This window comes from Pseudomonas sp. HMSC066A08 (assembly GCF_001813025.1).
GTDB lineage: Bacteria > Pseudomonadota > Gammaproteobacteria > Pseudomonadales > Pseudomonadaceae > Pseudomonas > Pseudomonas aeruginosa.
Genome location: NZ_KV811305.1, coordinates 507541 through 522504, shown reverse-complemented (window position 1 = coordinate 522504; position 14964 = coordinate 507541). Strand labels below are relative to the sequence as shown.

The 14964-nt window shown below is 69.0% G+C and carries 10 protein-coding genes; 9 read left to right on the top strand and 1 reads right to left on the bottom strand.

Annotated features, from left to right (window positions below; genetic code table 11):
• Positions 1-50 precede the first annotated feature (50 nt).
• Complete coding sequence (locus tag HMPREF2886_RS18830; protein WP_070748053.1) at positions 51-737, top strand: type 1 glutamine amidotransferase domain-containing protein; 687 nt, start codon at positions 51-53, stop codon at positions 735-737.
• Between the two features lie 212 nt (positions 738-949).
• On the opposite strand, the gene HMPREF2886_RS18825 is transcribed toward HMPREF2886_RS18830, so the two are convergent.
• A complete protein-coding gene (locus tag HMPREF2886_RS18825) occupies positions 950-1588 on the bottom strand; it encodes a DUF6348 family protein (RefSeq protein ID WP_070748050.1) in 639 nt (212 codons plus the stop codon).
• Positions 1589-1780: 192 nt separating this feature from the next.
• Between HMPREF2886_RS18825 and HMPREF2886_RS18820 the strand changes: the two genes are divergently transcribed.
• From HMPREF2886_RS18820 to HMPREF2886_RS18785, 8 genes are all read left to right on the top strand, one after another.
• Positions 1781-2260, top strand: a complete 480-nt coding sequence (locus HMPREF2886_RS18820) for a VOC family protein (protein WP_003114391.1) — start codon at positions 1781-1783, stop codon at positions 2258-2260.
• Positions 2261-2291: 31 nt separating this feature from the next.
• Complete coding sequence (locus tag HMPREF2886_RS18815) at positions 2292-2684, top strand: GFA family protein (RefSeq protein ID WP_003114392.1); 393 nt, start codon at positions 2292-2294, stop codon at positions 2682-2684.
• Positions 2685-2713: 29 nt separating this feature from the next.
• Positions 2714-2992 (top strand): hypothetical protein, encoded by a 279-nt coding sequence (locus tag HMPREF2886_RS18810; RefSeq protein WP_033968105.1) that lies wholly within the window; start codon positions 2714-2716, stop codon positions 2990-2992.
• A gap of 74 nt (positions 2993-3066) precedes the next feature.
• Positions 3067-3606, top strand: coding sequence for a hypothetical protein (locus tag HMPREF2886_RS18805; RefSeq protein WP_070748048.1), 540 nt, complete (start codon positions 3067-3069; stop codon positions 3604-3606).
• Between the two features lie 76 nt (positions 3607-3682).
• Positions 3683-5566, top strand: coding sequence for an AAA family ATPase (locus HMPREF2886_RS18800; protein WP_083318578.1), 1884 nt, complete (start codon positions 3683-3685; stop codon positions 5564-5566).
• 1 nt (position 5567) lies between these two features.
• Positions 5568-6206 (top strand): 4Fe-4S single cluster domain-containing protein, encoded by a 639-nt coding sequence (locus HMPREF2886_RS18795; protein WP_003090610.1) that lies wholly within the window; start codon positions 5568-5570, stop codon positions 6204-6206.
• Positions 6207-6220: 14 nt separating this feature from the next.
• A complete protein-coding gene (locus HMPREF2886_RS18790) occupies positions 6221-12517 on the top strand; it encodes an AAA domain-containing protein (RefSeq protein ID WP_070748043.1) in 6297 nt (2098 codons plus the stop codon).
• Positions 12514-13863, top strand: a complete 1350-nt coding sequence (locus tag HMPREF2886_RS18785) for a coiled-coil domain-containing protein (protein WP_070748041.1) — start codon at positions 12514-12516, stop codon at positions 13861-13863. Before HMPREF2886_RS18790 ends, HMPREF2886_RS18785 begins: the two co-directional genes overlap by 4 nt.
• Positions 13864-14964 lie beyond the last annotated feature (1101 nt).

The following is a 14964-nucleotide window of genomic DNA, read 5'->3' as shown; positions in this document are numbered from 1 at the left end:
CTGCCGAAACCGGCTGCCGGCGGGATCACTCACCGAGGAAGGTCAACGCAATGACCAAGCGCATCCTGCACGTCGTCACCAACGTCGCCCACTATGCCGATCCGACCCAGCCCACCGGGCTGTGGCTGTCGGAGTTGACCCATGCCTACGAGATCTTCGCCGCCCGGGGCTACCAGCAACGCCTGGTCAGCCCCCGCGGCGGCGAGTCGCCGCTGGAGCCGCGCGCCCTCGGCTGGCCCCACGCCGACGCCAGCGCCAAGGCCTGGCTGGCCGACGAGGCGCGCCTGGCGCTGCTGGCCGACACTGCCGCTCCCGAGCAGGTCGACGCGGAGGCGTTCGACGCCATCTATTTCACCGGCGGCCACGGCGTGATGTGGGACTTCCCCGACGACGCCGGGATGCAGCGCCTGACCCGCGAGATCTACCAGCGCGGCGGCATCGTCTCGTCGGTCTGCCATGGCTATTGCGGCCTGCTCAACACACGCCTGGACGACGGTCGCCTGCTGGTCGCCGGGCGCCGCCTGACCGGCTATTCCTGGATCGAGGAAGTGCTCGCCGGGGTCGCCCGCAAGGTGCCGTACAACGTCGAGGAAGAAATGAAACGACGCGGCGCGCTCTACGAAAGAAGCCTGCTGCCGTTCACCAGCAAGGTGGTGGTCGACGGCCGCCTGGTCACCGGGCAGAACCCGCAGTCGGCCAAGGCCACGGCCGAGCGGGTGGCCGCCCTGCTCGGCTGAACGCGCGGCGCGTCAGTCCTGCGCGCGCCTCATCTGGAAGTAATGGCGCCGCTTGCCGATGAACAACGACATCGGCATCGTCCCGTCGGCCAGGGGCCGCAGGATCGTCGCAGTGCTGGTCGTGTGGTAGGGGTCGAACGTCGAAGGGCGACCTGACATGGATGGAGCCGCCATCGTCCGGTTCCGCCTTGCGGGCTGCGCGACGCGGCGGCCTACGCCAGCGGCTTGAGCATGAGGAAGTTGCGCACGCTGTAGTAACCCTGCGAATCCTGCCAGTCGAGAGCGGCCAGGTTCTGCATGCCGGCCTCCCACGGCTGGTTGTCGAACAGCGCCTCCACCGTGCGCTGGTTGCCGAAGGCACAGAAGAAATGGCGGAACCAGTGCAGGCGCGCGTCCAGCGGCTCGGCGCGGATCGCCCGCTCGATGCTCGGGAACAGCCCGGCCGGCAGCGGCGGCGCCTTGCCCTCGGCGCCGCGCAGGCCGAGGTTACCGATATGCACCTCGAAACGCCGCTCGCCGATCTCCCAGGTCTCCACCATCACCTGGTCCTCCTCGGCCTGGCCCCAGAGCGCGGACAGCAGCACGTGGAAAGAGTTGGAGGCGAAGTTACGCAACGCGTCCTGCAAGCCGTCCTCGCCGCCGCCGATGCCGGCGAAGGCTTCCTGCAACTGGCGCTCGTACTCCAGCAGCACGTCGACATCCAGCCGCCCGGTCTTCTCCCCCGCATACCAGGTGGCGCGGATCGCCGGTAGCCGCCCGGCTGGCGCCACCCATTCGCCGTGCACGACGCAGTCGATCCGGTGGGATTCGAACAGAGCAGCCAGGTGCTGCGAGACGGAGACCGCTTCCATGGGTTGTCCTTGCATGATCGAGGGCGCGCCGCCGGGGCGCCACCCGGAAAACCCGGCGAGGCCGGGCGAAACGCGGCATAGGGTAGCGCAGATCGGCACTCGCGGCGCGACCTCCCGTTCGGCGCCTGCCCAGGCCGCCGCACGCCAGCCGACTAGACTGGCTGGGTCGACCCCGCCCGTGGAGACCTCGCCATGAACAGCAAGAACACCATCTGCCTCTGGTACGACAGCGCCGCCCTGGAGGCCGCGACCTTCTACGCCGAGACGTTTCCCGACAGCGCCGTGCTGGCTGTCCATCGCGCGCCCGGCGACTACCCTTCCGGCAAGGAGGGCGACGTACTGACGGTGGAGTTCCGGGTGATGGGCATTCCCTGCCTCGGGCTCAACGGCGGCCCGGCCTTCCGCCACAGCGAAGCGTTCTCCTTCCAGGTCGCCACCGACGACCAGGCCGAGACCGACCGCCTGTGGAACGCTATCGTCGACAATGGCGGCGAGGAAAGCGCCTGCGGCTGGTGCCGCGACAAATGGGGCATCTCCTGGCAGATCACCCCGCGCGTACTCAGCGAAGCCATCGCCAGCCCCGACCGCGCGGCGGCCAGGCGCGCCTTCGAGGCGATGATGACGATGGGCAGGATCGATATCGCCACCATAGAGAAGGCCTTCAAGGGCTGAACGCCCCAACGCCTTGCAAAGGAGTCACGAAATGGATCGATTCACCGGCGGCTGCCTCTGCGGCAAGGTCCGCCTGGTGGCGAGCGGCCGCCCCTACCGGGTCGGGCTCTGCCACTGCCTCGACTGCCGCAAGCACCACGGCGCGCTATTCCACGCTTCGGCGATCTTTCCCGAGGAGGCGGTGAGCATAGAAGGCGAGACCCGCGACTATGCCGGGCGTTTCTTCTGTCCGCAGTGCGGCTCCTCGGTATTCTCGCGCAGCGCCGACGAGATCGAGGTCAGCCTCGGCGCCCTCGACGCTCCCGACCGGTTCCAGCCCACCTACGAACTCTGGACCGTCCGCCGCGAGGGCTGGTTGCCGGCGTTTCCGCTGGCACGGCACTATGAAAGGGATCGCGAAGGCGACGGACGCAGCGAAGAGTGACGTTGTTCCAGCAGGAGAAGGGAGGCAGCATGGACGAACTGTTCGAAGAGCACCTGGAGATCGCCAAGGCCCTGTTCGCGCAGCGCTTGCCGTACTGGTGCGATGTCTTCCTGCGCCCGGCCGACCAGGCTTTCAACGCCTACCTGAATGCCCGCGGCCAGGCCTCCACCTACCTGGTGCTCGAAGGCTTCGATCCGGTCTATATTCCTCGCGGCTGCGACCTCGACGCCGTGCGCGCGACCGCCAGGGCCAGGGCTCGATTGAGGGAAGCGGGGCTGGACGAGGAGGCGCTGCCCGTACTGATCTGAGCGCAGGCCGCCAGTATCGCGGAAGCGTCTGCTGGCAATTTCTCCCACCGCACTGCCCGCCAACGGAAGGCTACATGACCCGCCCCTACCTGCTTCGTTTCGCCGCCTGCCTGGCACTGCTCCTGCCAGCCGCCTGCACGCCCCCAGCCCCGCCAGCACCGGACCTGACCGCGCTGTTCGCCGACGCCCTGCACTGCCGCGGCGACTTCCCCGACGCCCGCGACCGCGCAACCGCCGAGCGCCTGCGCACCGAGGGCGTCGAAGTGCTGGATCGCGCCCCCGGCGAGTCCCTCGACCTGCTCTACCGCTTCGCCACGCCGCTGCGCATCGACGGCAGCCTGGTGAACGCGGTGCGGGTGCGCGGCGACAGCGGCGTGCTGGTGATGGCCTACGCCGAGGGCGACCTCGAAGACTTCGCCCGGCGCCAGGGCGCGACGCGGCACCCGGCGGAACGCGTCGCGCTGGATGGTTTCGGCGAGCTGGAGGTGCTCTACAGCCGTCCGTTGCCGCCGCGTCCCGGCCTCGACGAAAGCCCGCCGCGCCTGGTGATCGGCCGCGGGATCGAAGCGGCGGCGCGGGCGTTCCGCTGGGGCTGCCGGAGCTACGACGGTTGAACGGGCGCTCCGCCGAGCCTGGCGCCCGGAACTCGTAGCGGTTTTCGTCGCCTCCGGCGAGGTCAGGGTTGGAGACATGGCCTTCGGGGCAATATGCTGTGGCCACGACACACGCTGTGAGCGACTACCGATGCCAGGGACTGCACTGTTCGAAAAGCCACGCTGGTTGCGCGATCTCCTGCGCTTCCTGCCCCTCAAGAGCCAATTCGTCCTCTCCGGGAACATCCGCGACCTGCAAGCCTGCGAAGTGGTGCCGGGTACGGTCACCGCGCAGAGCTTCAACCAGACCCTCTGCGACGCCCTGCTGGACGCCGGCTACGCCCAGGTTCTGGCCTGGGACCCGCTGGCCGGGTTCCGCGTGCTCGGCCGGCCGGGCAGCGAGGCGGGCGCCACTCCGCAGGTGCTTCTCGACCTCGGCCTGACCCCGGTGGACGGCGCCGCGCCGGCCGGCATCGACCTGCTCGGCGCGACCCTGCAACGCCTGGTCAACCGTAGCGGCGAGCCGATCGCCCTGATCGTCGACTTCGCCTCGCGCCTGGCGGTGCGCAACGACGCCCTGAGCGCCGCCGAGCATCAGTTGTTCACCCAGGCCCTGGTGCTCTCCCACCAGGCGCGCAGCCGTCCCGCCGGGGAACAGCGCAAACCGTTCTTCAACAGCGTGCTATGGGTGGTGGAAAAGGAAGGCGATCTGCCCGACTGGCTGCTGGTGGACAACCCGCGCCTGCGCCATATCCCGGTGTCGAAGCCCGACCAGCCGGCGCGCCGGGCCCTGGCCCCGGCGCTGCTCCGCGGGCTCGGCGGAGCGGGCGTCGCCGAGGAGGCCCTGCAACAGGCCGCCGCAACCTTCGTCGAGAACACCGAAGGCCTGCTGCTCCTCGATCTCAACGCCATCGTCCAGTTGGCGCGCGTGGAAGGCCTGGCCATGGAACGCATCGCCGACGCCGTGCGGCGCTACAAGGTCGGCGTCACCGAAGACCCCTGGCTGAAGATCGACCGCCAGCGCATCCGCCAGGCCGACGAGATCGTCCGCCGCCGGGTCAAGGGCCAGCAGCACGCGGTGACCCACATGCTGGACATCGTCAAGCGCGCGATGACCGGGGTCGGCGCCAGCCGCAAGGGCAACCGCCCGCGCGGCGTGGCCTTCCTCGCCGGGCCCACCGGGGTCGGCAAGACCGAGCTGGCGAAGACCGTCACCAGCCTGCTGTTCGGCGACGAGAGCGCCTACATCCGCTTCGACATGTCCGAGTTCAGCGCCGAGCATGCCGACCAGCGCCTGATCGGCGCGCCGCCCGGCTACGTCGGCTACGACGTCGGCGGCGAACTGACCAACGCGATCCGCGAAAAACCCTTCAGCGTGGTGCTCTTCGACGAGATCGAGAAAGCCCACCCCCGGATCCTCGACAAGTTCCTGCAGATCCTCGACGACGGCGTGCTCACCTCCGGGCGCGGCGATCGCGTGTACTTCTCCGAGGCGCTGATCGTGTTCACCTCGAACCTGGGCATCTACCGCCAGGGGGAGAACGGCGAACGGGTCGCCAACGTGCTCCCCGGCGAGCCCTTCGAGGCGGTGCAGGGCAAGGTCCACGGCGAGATCGAGCGCTACTTCAAGCTGGTTCTCAACCGCCCGGAAATCCTCAACCGGATCGGCGAGAACATCATCGTCTTCGACTTCATCCGCACCGACGTCGCCGAGCAGATCTTCACCCAGATGGTCGACGGCACCTTCGCCGACCTCCGCGAGCAGCGCCTCGTCATCGAACTGGCCGAGGCGCCGCGACAGGCGCTGCACGATCTCTGCCTGGGCGACCTGTCCAACGGCGGCCGCGGCATCCGCAACCAGCTCGAAGCACGCCTGCTCAACCCATTGTCGCGGGCACTGTTCGACCAGGACGCGCAGCCGGGCGAGAGATTCCTGATCAGCGCCCTGGACGCCGACGGCCTGACCCTGGAACGCCGCTGAGATGGAACTGAGCCTGTCGCGGGTGCACTTCCCGGTGACCACCCTGGGCCCGGGACGGCGCCTGGGCATCTGGTTCCAGGGCTGTAGCATCCGCTGCCCCGGCTGCATCTCCGCCGATACCTGGGGGCCGGGCAGGCGGCGCATCGCCCTGGCACGCCTGCTCGCCGACATCCAGCCATGGCTGGAGCAGGCCGAGGGCATCACCGTCTCCGGCGGCGAACCCTTCGAGCAATTCGCTGCCCTCCTCGCCCTGCTCGGCGAACTGCGCCAGCGCAGCCGCGCCGACATCCTGGTCTACAGCGGCTACCCGCTGGAGCATCTGCACGCGCAACTGGAACAGGCCGCCGGGCTGATCGACGCGCTGATCAGCGACCCCTACCAACAGCACGCCGAACAGAGCCTGGCCCTGCGCGGCAGCGACAACCAGCGCCTGAGCCTGCTCACCGAACTCGGCCGCGCGCGCCTCGGCGGCTACCAGCGGCCGCTGCGCGAAGACGACAAGGCCCTCGACCTGATGTTCGACCACGACGGCAGCGTGTGGATGGCCGGCATCCCGCGCCGCGACGACCTGCTGCGGCTACAGGACCTGCTGCGCGAACAGGGCCACCAACTTAGCGTCAGCGCCCATCGGCCGCGCTGAATGGATCGATACCGATGATACGTTTCTGCCCCAACTGCCAGAGCGAACGCTCGCTTTCGGAAATCTTCTGCGAAGGCTCGATCCAGGGCCAGCCCTGCGGCTGGGACCTTTCCGCCGAAACCATCCATCCCACCGGCTGGCGACCACAGCCGGTGCTGACCCAGGAAGCCATCGCGCCGCCCGCCAGCGAGCCGCCAGCGGGGTCCGCCCCGCTCTGCGCCAACGGCCACCCGCTGCAACCCGGCGACCTGATGTGCCTGGAGTGCGGCGCCGCGCCGGCCGAAGACCCGCTGCCGATGCAGGCCGAGGCCACGCCGCAGCCCGCCGTCACGGAGACCCTGATCGACGGCTGGCGTCTGCTGCGGCAGATCGCCAGCAGCGACGGCGTGCGCGAGCGCTACCTGGCCGAACACGCGGAAAGCGCCCGCCAGGCGGTGCTCACCCTGTATCGCCCGGGCGCCGAGCCGGACCCGGCGATCTACGACGTGATCCGCCGCCTGCCGCGCGAACACGTGCCGGAAATCCTCGCCACCGGCCGCTGGGACGAGCGCGCCTACGAAGTGGTCGAGGAACTCACCGGCGGCAGCCTCGCCGACCTCGGCACCGTGCTGGCGGACCACGAGGCGGTGCGCCATGTGGTCCGCGAGCTGGGCCACGCCCTGCACGTGTTCAACGAAGCCGGCCTGCGCCACCGCGACCTGCGCCCGGCCAGCCTGCTGGTGCGCAGCCACCAGCCGCTGGACCTGGTGATCAGCGGCTTCGGCTCGGCGCGCCTGTCGGAGTTCGACCTGGATATCGTCTCGCCGCTGGAGACCAGCCGCTACATGGCCCCCGAGGCGATCGCCGGCGGCGTGGCGGCGGCTTCCGACTGGTGGAGCCTGGGCATGATCCTGCTGGAGCAGTTGACCCATGGCGCCTGCTTCGAAGGAATCAACGCCAACGCCTTCCTGATCCACGTGCTGGCCAACGGCGTGGCGCTGCCCGACGACCTCGACCCGCAGTTGCACCTGCTGCTGCGCGGCCTGCTCGCGCGCGACCGCCACCAGCGCTGGCAGTGGCCGCAGGTACAGGCTTGGCTGAACGGCGAGGCGGTGGACGCGCCGGCCTCGGCGGACAGCGAAAAGGACGACGCCGAAGGCGCCAGCATCGCCCTCGGCGCCCGGCGCTTCCGCAAGCCGACGGTCTTCGCCCTGGCCGCGGCCCAGGCCGAGCACTGGGCGGAGGCCCTCGACCACCTGCTGCGCGGGGCGATCGTCACCTGGGCCGAGCACATCGGCCTGTCGCCCAGGCTGCTCGCCGGCCTGCGCCAGGTGGCCCAGCACGAGGGGCTGGAGGACGATTTCCGGCTGATGCTGGCGCTCAAGCTGCTGAACCCGGAAATCCCGCTGATCCAGCGCGGCGAGATCGTCACCCCCGGCTGGCTGCTGGAGCATCCGCTGGAGGGCTACCGGCTGATCAGCGGCTCGGTGCCCGACCTGCTCGAACAGTTGCACACCGAAAGCTGGCTGTCGCGGCTCAAGACCCGCGCCGAGAACGTCCGCCAGCGCGCCCTGCACCAGCACATCGAACTCGCCGAAGAGCAGTTGCGCATCTACCTGCTGTCGACCTCGCGGGCGCGCCTCGCCGCGCAGTGGCAGGAGCGCCAGCGCCTCCTGCCGGACACCGAGCACCCCGGCCTGCTGGCCCTGGCCGAGCGCCGGGTGATCGCCGAGGAAGACCTGATCGTCCTGCTCAGCGCCAACATCGGCCAGTTCCGTGCCGCCGAGGCGATCGTCGAGGAAGCCGCCGGCCTGGCCCGCGACGCCGATGTGCACCTGTTCGACACGGAGACCGCGCGCGGCCTGTTGCAGCACTCGCGGCAGGAGCTGTACCGCCGCGTCGACGAACGCATCAGCGGCTTCGCCCGCAGCGGCGTGCCCAGGGTCGACGAATGGGCCGAGCAGTTCCGCCTGGAGCGGCGCATGCCGTTGGCGAGGGTCCTGGTGCTGCTGGCGATCCCGCCGGAACAGTGGCTGGAACCGCAGAAGCAGCAGTACGTGTCGCAGATCCTCGATTTCTTCGAGAAGAAAGTGGTCGCCGCGGTGATGCGCGGGCCGCTGGTGCGCATGAGCATCGGCAAGAGCACTCCACGCATCGACCTCAACGAACTGGATAGCGCGCGACGCCCCGCCGCCGCCCTGCTCGACCATCTGCTGCAACGCAACGCCCGCGCGGTAAGCCTCGACCCGGACAGCTTCCTCGCCAACCCGCAACTGGAAGTGCGGCTCAACGCGCTGTCCCGGCAAAGCTCGCTGTACAAGCGCGACACCGGCATCGACGGGCTCTACCTGGGCTTCCCCTTCCTGCTCAACCGCGACCCGCGCGGCACCACCCGCACGCGCATCGTGCCGCTGCTGCTGTGGCCGCTGAAGCTGCTGCTGGAAGTCGGCAGCCGCGGCCAGGTGGCGCTGGCCTTCGACGGCGAGCGCGAGGAAGTGCGCCTCAACCCGGCCCTGGAAAGCCTGCTCGGCCCCGAGCCGTGCAAGCGCTGGCGCAAGGTCGCCGACGAATTGCTCGGCCGCTCCGCACTGCGCGCCGCCGACGTGATGGATGCCTTCGGCCTGCTCGCCACGCCGCGCGCGCGGCTGCTGGAAGGATTGCCACCGAGTTCCACCGAGGTCACGCCCTACCAGGACCAACTGGCCTGCGCCGCGGTGCTGTTTCACGTCACCTTCATGGGCCAGGCGATCGGCGAGGACCTGCGCCAGCTGAAGAGCCTGCCGCCCTCCGGCACCGGCCTGGAGACCGCGCTGCGCCTGCGCGAGAACGGCGAGCCGGAAGCCCGCGAGAGCCCGCCGGAGTTGCAGCGCTACTTCACCGTGGCCAGCGACCCGTCCCAGGAAGCCGCCGTGCTGCGGGCCCGGCAGAGCCCGGGGCTGCTGGTGGAGGGCCCGCCCGGCACCGGCAAGAGCCAGACCATCGTCAACATGGTCGCCGACGCCATCGGCCGCCAGCGCAGCCTGCTGATCGTCTGCCAGAAGCACGCCGCCCTGGAAGTGGTGCACAAGCGCCTGGTGGCCGAGGGCCTGGGCCAGCGCATCGTCATGCTCAACGACGTCAACCGCGACCGCGAGCCGGTGATCCGCAACATCCGCGAGCAGCTCGAAGCGCTGTTCGCCGACGCCGGCGGCGCCCAGGGCTGGGAGCGCCAGCGCGAGCGCCTGGCGGCGCGTATCGAGGCGCTGGAAGGCGAACTGGACCGCTACCACCAGAGCCTGCACCGCGTGGACGAGACCACCGGACTGAGCTACCGGCGCCTGCTCGGCGAACTGATCGAGCTGGAGAAAGGCTCGCCGCCGCTGGACTTCCCGGCCCTGCGCCAGCGCCTGGCGGCGCTGGACATCGGCAGCCTGGCGCGCCTGGAGGAAAACTGCGCGCCGCTGGTCCGCCTCTGGCTGCCGGCCCGCTACGAAGGCAGCCCGCTGGCGCAACTGCGCGCCTTCGCCACCGACCAGGCCACCCTGCAAGCCTTCGCCGATAGCCTGCGCGCCTTCGGCGAAGCGGAGAACGCCCGGCAGAAAGCCCTCGACGAACACCCGGCGAGCTTCGAGGTCGACGACCCGACGCCCTACCGTACCTGGCTGGCAAGCCAGGTCGGTACCCTGCTGAATTTGCGCGAGGAGCAGCGCCAGCGCCTGGCCCACTGGCTGCCGCTGTTCCGCGGCGCCGCGCCGGGACAGCCGAGCCGTGGCGACGGCCTGTTGGCGGAGGCCGAGCAGATCGAACGGCAACTGCGCCAGCTCGACCTCGAACGGCACGCGCCGCTGCTGTCGCCGGCCCTCGCCACGCTCGAAGAGAACAACCTCGAACGCCTCCAGGCCCACGCCCAGCAGGTGCTCGAGGCACGCACCTGGCTGGCCCGGCTCAACCCGCTGCGCCTGCTGCGGCGCGGCCGCCTGCGGCGCTTCCTGCGCGAGCACGGCGAGGCCGACGACGACAGCCGCCTGGCCGCCCTCCTCGGCGCCTGCGGTCTGGAGCGCCAGTGGCGGCCGCTGCGCCGGCAACTGGCGGCGCTACAACAGAGCCTGGGGCTGGCGGCACTCGCCGCTGACGCCGGCCCCGAACTGGCCAGCCTGGCCGGTCACGCCAGCCAGCAGTTGCGCGAAATCCAGGTCCTGGCTCGTGGCCTGGCCCAGGCGCCGCGCTCCGAGCAGCTCGACGCGGTGATCCTCACCGGCGAGAAACAGCGCTTCGAAGCGCTGCTCGGCGACCTCGACGCCGCGCTGATCCGCCAGGCCGCACGCCAGCTCAGCCTGGACAAACTGAAGGTGCTCGCCGACTGGCTCGGCGACGAACTGCTGGAACAACTGCACCGCGCCATCGCCGGCAACCAGAGCAACCTGCCGGCCCTCGGCCGCCTGCGCGAGGCGCTGCCGCAACTGGTCGCCTACCAGCGCTTCCGTGGCCGCGCCGGCCAGCTCGAAGCCACCGACCTGGAATTCCTGGCCCTGCTGCGCCAGCGCCAGGAACGACTCGACGCGATTCCCGCCGAAGCACTCGAAGCCACGGTGCGCCGCATGCTCAACCGCGAAGCGCGGCTGGGCTGGAAGCAGCGCCTGGAACAAGACAATCCGGAACTGCTGTTCAGCCAGGACGAAGCCAGGGCCAGGGTCGCCAGCCTCGCCGAAGCCGACGTGCAGATGCGCGCGCTGAACCGCGAGCTGCTCGGCAAGGGCATCGACGTCGCGCGCCTGGGCAGCCGCAAGCAGTGGGAAGACGTCACCCGCCTGACCGGCAAGCGCTCGCGGCGCCTGCGCGAGTTCATCGAGCTGGGCGCCGAACTCGGTCTGATGAGCCTGCGCCCGGTCTGGCTGATGAACCCCGACCTGGCCAGCCGCGTGCTGCCGCTCAAGGCCGGGCTGTTCGACATGGTGATCTACGACGAAGCCTCGCAGATGCCGGTGGAGTTCGCCCTGCCGACCCTCTATCGCGGGCGGGTCACGGTGGTCAGCGGCGACGAGAAGCAGATGCCGCCGACCGCGTTCTTCTCCAGCCGCGTGGAAAGCGACGAGGCCGAACTGTTCGACGGCGAAGCGCCCGACGAGGACGCCGACGAAGAGCAGCGCGAAGCCTACGAGGACACCTGGAACCGCCGCGAGATCAAGGACTGCCCGGACCTCCTGCAACTGGCGCGCAACGCCCTGCCCAGCACCACCCTGCAGATCCACTACCGCTCGGCCTACCGCGAGCTGATCGGCTTCTCCAACGCCTCGTTCTACGGCAACCGCCTGAGCGTGCCGGTACGCCATCCGCAGGCCAACATCCTGCGCATCAAGCCGCTGGAACTGATCCAGGTGAACGGCCTGTACCAGAACCAGAGCAACGAGCGCGAGGCCGAGCGAGTCGTCGACTACCTCGCCGAACTCTGGCGCCAACCCTACGCGGCGCGGCCGTCGGTGGGCGTGGTCACCTTCAACCGCAAGCAGGCCGACCTCATCGAGGAGCGCCTGGAACTGCGCGCCGAGCAGGACGAGACGTTCCGCGCCGCCTACAGCGAGGAGCGCGAGCGCAGCGAAGACGGCGAGGACATGGGCGTGTTCGTGAAGAACGTGGAGAACGTGCAGGGCGACGAGCGCGACGTGATCGTCTTCTCCTCCACCTTCGGCCGCAACGGCCAGGGCAGCTTCCGGCGCAACTTCGGCGTGCTCGGGCAGACCGGCGGCGAGCGCCGTCTCAACGTGGCGGTGACCCGCGCGCGGCGCAAGGTGGTGATGATCACCTCGATGCCGATCGGCGACATCTCCGACATGCTCGGCACCCAGCGTTCGCCGAGCAGCCCGCGCGACTACCTGCAAGGCTACCTGGAATACGCCCGCGCACTGTCCGCCGGCGAGTTCGCCGGCACCGGCCAACTGCTCGAGCGCCTGCACACCGACCGCAGCGACCAGCGCCGCCAGCACTACCAGCGGCACGACGGCTTCAGCGAGATCGTCGGCGAGTACATCCGCTCGCTGGGCTGGTCCGCCGCGCCCGCCAGCGAAGGCGACGCCTTCGGCCTCGACTTCGCCATCGAGAACCCGGCCACCGGCCTCTATGCCATCGGCATCGAATGCGACGCCCCCTGCCACCCGCTGCTGGAACGCGCCCGCGCCCGGGAAATCTGGCGACCCTCGGTGCTGCGGCGGGCGATACCGCACCTCCACCGGGTTTCCTCCCAGGGCTGGTACCACGACGGCGACAACGAACGCGCACGGCTGCGCGCCGCCATCGAGAAGGCCCTGGCGCCCAGCGCGGAAACCCATCCCACGGCAGCAGCGGAGGCCTCCCAATGAGCGGACCGAAAGTCGTACGAATCGTCACCCGGGAAGAAGCCATCGCCACCTGCGAGCGCGACCTGCAACGCCTGGACAAGGCCCTCGCGCGCTGGGAAAACCAGGCCCGCCGGCTCGCCCAGCTCAGCGACGCCGAGCGCGCCGCGGCCCACGCCCGCCGCGCCAGCCTGCATGCCCTGCTCGAACAGGAGCGCTGGCTGGACGTGCAATTGCAGGTGAAGATCGAAAGCGAATTCCTCAAGCGCGACCTCGCCGAACGCGAAGAGCGCGCCATCCGCCAGGCCGCGGAAACCCGCCAGCAACGCCGCCGCCTCCAGGAAAACGCCAGCGCCCTGCTCCAGGCCCTCGATGCCAGGCCCGATGCCGCCGGCGCGGCACTCCGGCAAACCCTGCAAGCGCTGGCCGACGGCGCCCTCCGCGACGACGCGGAAGCCCTGCTCGCCCAGGGCTTCGCCGCCCTCGCCAGCGCCCCTGCCGAAGAGCGCCTCAGCGAAGCCCAGCACGAACTCGCCCAGCGCCTGAAGACCGACGAAACACCCATCACCCTGGAACAGTGGCGCGCCCGCCAGCAACCGGACACCCCGCGCGAACAGCGCCTGGCGCGCATCGACCGGCACATCGCCGAGCTGCAACTGCTGCAAGGCGAGGCCAGCGCCCAAGCGTTCCTCGAGCAACTGGCACGCGCCGAAGCCGAACAGCACCCGGAGCGCCGCAACCTGCTGCTCGACAGCCTGGTCCTCGACCTCGCCCAGGCCGCCCGCGAACACCGGCAGCAACGCCAGCGCCTGGAACACCTGCAAGACCTTGCCAGCGAAGTCGCCGCCCTGGGCGCCGCCGAACACGCCGAACTGCTCCGGCGCGCCGCCGCCTGCCAGCCCGACAGCGATCCGCAGCACCTCGCCGAACTCACCGAGCGATGCAACGCCATCCTCACCGCCCACCTCCAGCAACAGGCCGCCCTCGCCCGCCGCCAGGCCGTGCTCCAGGGCCTCGCCAGCCTCGGCTACGAAGTCCGCGAAGGCATGGCCACCGCCTGGGCGCAGACCGGCAGGGTCGTCCTGCGCAAACCCGCTACCCCCGGCTACGGCCTGGAAGTCGGCGGCAAGGCCGACAACGGCCGCCTGCAACTGCGCGCCGTCGCCCTCAACGCCAACCGCGACAGCCAGCGCGACCGCGACATCGAAACCCTCTGGTGCGGCGAATTCCAACGCCTCCAGGCCCTGCTCGCCGCCCAGGGCGGCGAACTCAGCGTGGAACGCGCGCTGGGGGTGGGGGAAGTGGCGTTGAAGGAGATTGGCGAGGAGCAGCAGCGGGAGATGGGGGTGGCGCGGCAGAGGGGGTTGTGAAGGGGCCGGCTGGCGCATTTAAACCACTGACTCTAATGAAAAAAATCACCATTTCAGGCCCGCAAATGACACCACAATCCATCGTTTCGCAAACGTAGCCATGCGGATTTCAGAGGAGGTTTTGCGCAAGAGCAAAGCCCCGAAGCCTACCGAAACAGATCACTGATTTTCCTCTCCGCCGTTTCCATGAGCTCTCCAGGCTTCTTCAGCTCCTCAGATCCAATGATATAGCCAATCCCCCCGATCAACGCTACCAGGCAGATAATTGCCAGAAGGACCAACGGAAGAGCCCACTTGGAGGAGGAGGAATCTTCGCCTGAACTGCTCTTTTCACTTTGCATATATCACTTTTACATGATGAGTGCAATACTAATATACACGAACCCTGACATCTGTGCCACCATTACGCCATGCAGCGTCCTACGCCCCGCGGAACATGCATACGGATTGGACACGCTCCTGCGCGCCCTGCTGGCATTGTCGCGCCCAGGTCCGCGATTTCGACTTGGGTCGCACGGAGCCAGAAGGAGTACGAATCTGTCCTAAGACTTTTAGGAATCACGGCTCGACAGGAAAGTGTATAGGGGCAAGCCAAACCGCCCTCTTGATATGAATCGCGCATGCTGCATTGAGCGCGTCGACGGCGCTGGTGAGTTCCGCTGGAAGGTTGTCGATCCAGGCCCCAACCGCACCGTCATCCTGAACCGGACCAAACGTGACAGCTGCCGGCCTGCGAAGTCCAGGTGCGCCGTGCCAGCAAGAAAGGCGCCGTGATTGGGACCTCTCCCACATCTCCTGGCACGAGCTAGTCACCAAAGTAACCGATCTGGGCTTGGAAAAGCGCGGTCCAGGCTGTGACTTCTGCTGGCTGCAGGACCGGGCGTTCTTCTCCATCACCAGGGCCACGTCTCTTAGCCGATATACCCTCGAAGGATCTGCTGCTGAGCTTCGCGTCCCTCTTTGCTAGCTAGGTTTCTGAGCGCTCAACAAGCAATCGCTTTTGGAGCGTTTTCACATCTACTTCTGCGCTCAAGACATACGACGGTAGCAGTCCGCGCAGAGCCCGGACGGTCCTTTGGCACGGCGCCTTGCATGCTTCGC

Excerpts from the sequence above, each read along its gene's own strand:
- HMPREF2886_RS18815 (WP_003114392.1), top strand. The coding sequence starts at position 2,292 with ATGGATCGATTCACCGGCGGCTGCCTCTGCGGCAAGGTCCGCCTGGTG.
- HMPREF2886_RS18810 (WP_033968105.1), top strand. The coding sequence starts at position 2,714 with ATGGACGAACTGTTCGAAGAGCACCTGGAGATCGCCAAGGCCCTGTTC.
- HMPREF2886_RS18790 (WP_070748043.1), top strand. The coding sequence starts at position 6,221 with ATGATACGTTTCTGCCCCAACTGCCAGAGCGAACGCTCGCTTTCGGAA.
- HMPREF2886_RS18820 (WP_003114391.1), top strand. The coding sequence starts at position 1,781 with ATGAACAGCAAGAACACCATCTGCCTCTGGTACGACAGCGCCGCCCTG.
- HMPREF2886_RS18830 (WP_070748053.1), top strand. The coding sequence starts at position 51 with ATGACCAAGCGCATCCTGCACGTCGTCACCAACGTCGCCCACTATGCC.
- HMPREF2886_RS18800 (WP_083318578.1), top strand. The coding sequence starts at position 3,683 with ATGGCCTTCGGGGCAATATGCTGTGGCCACGACACACGCTGTGAGCGA.
- HMPREF2886_RS18825 (WP_070748050.1), bottom strand. The coding sequence starts at position 1,588 with ATGGAAGCGGTCTCCGTCTCGCAGCACCTGGCTGCTCTGTTCGAATCC.
- HMPREF2886_RS18785 (WP_070748041.1), top strand. The coding sequence starts at position 12,514 with ATGAGCGGACCGAAAGTCGTACGAATCGTCACCCGGGAAGAAGCCATC.
- HMPREF2886_RS18795 (WP_003090610.1), top strand. The coding sequence starts at position 5,568 with ATGGAACTGAGCCTGTCGCGGGTGCACTTCCCGGTGACCACCCTGGGC.
- HMPREF2886_RS18805 (WP_070748048.1), top strand. The coding sequence starts at position 3,067 with ATGACCCGCCCCTACCTGCTTCGTTTCGCCGCCTGCCTGGCACTGCTC.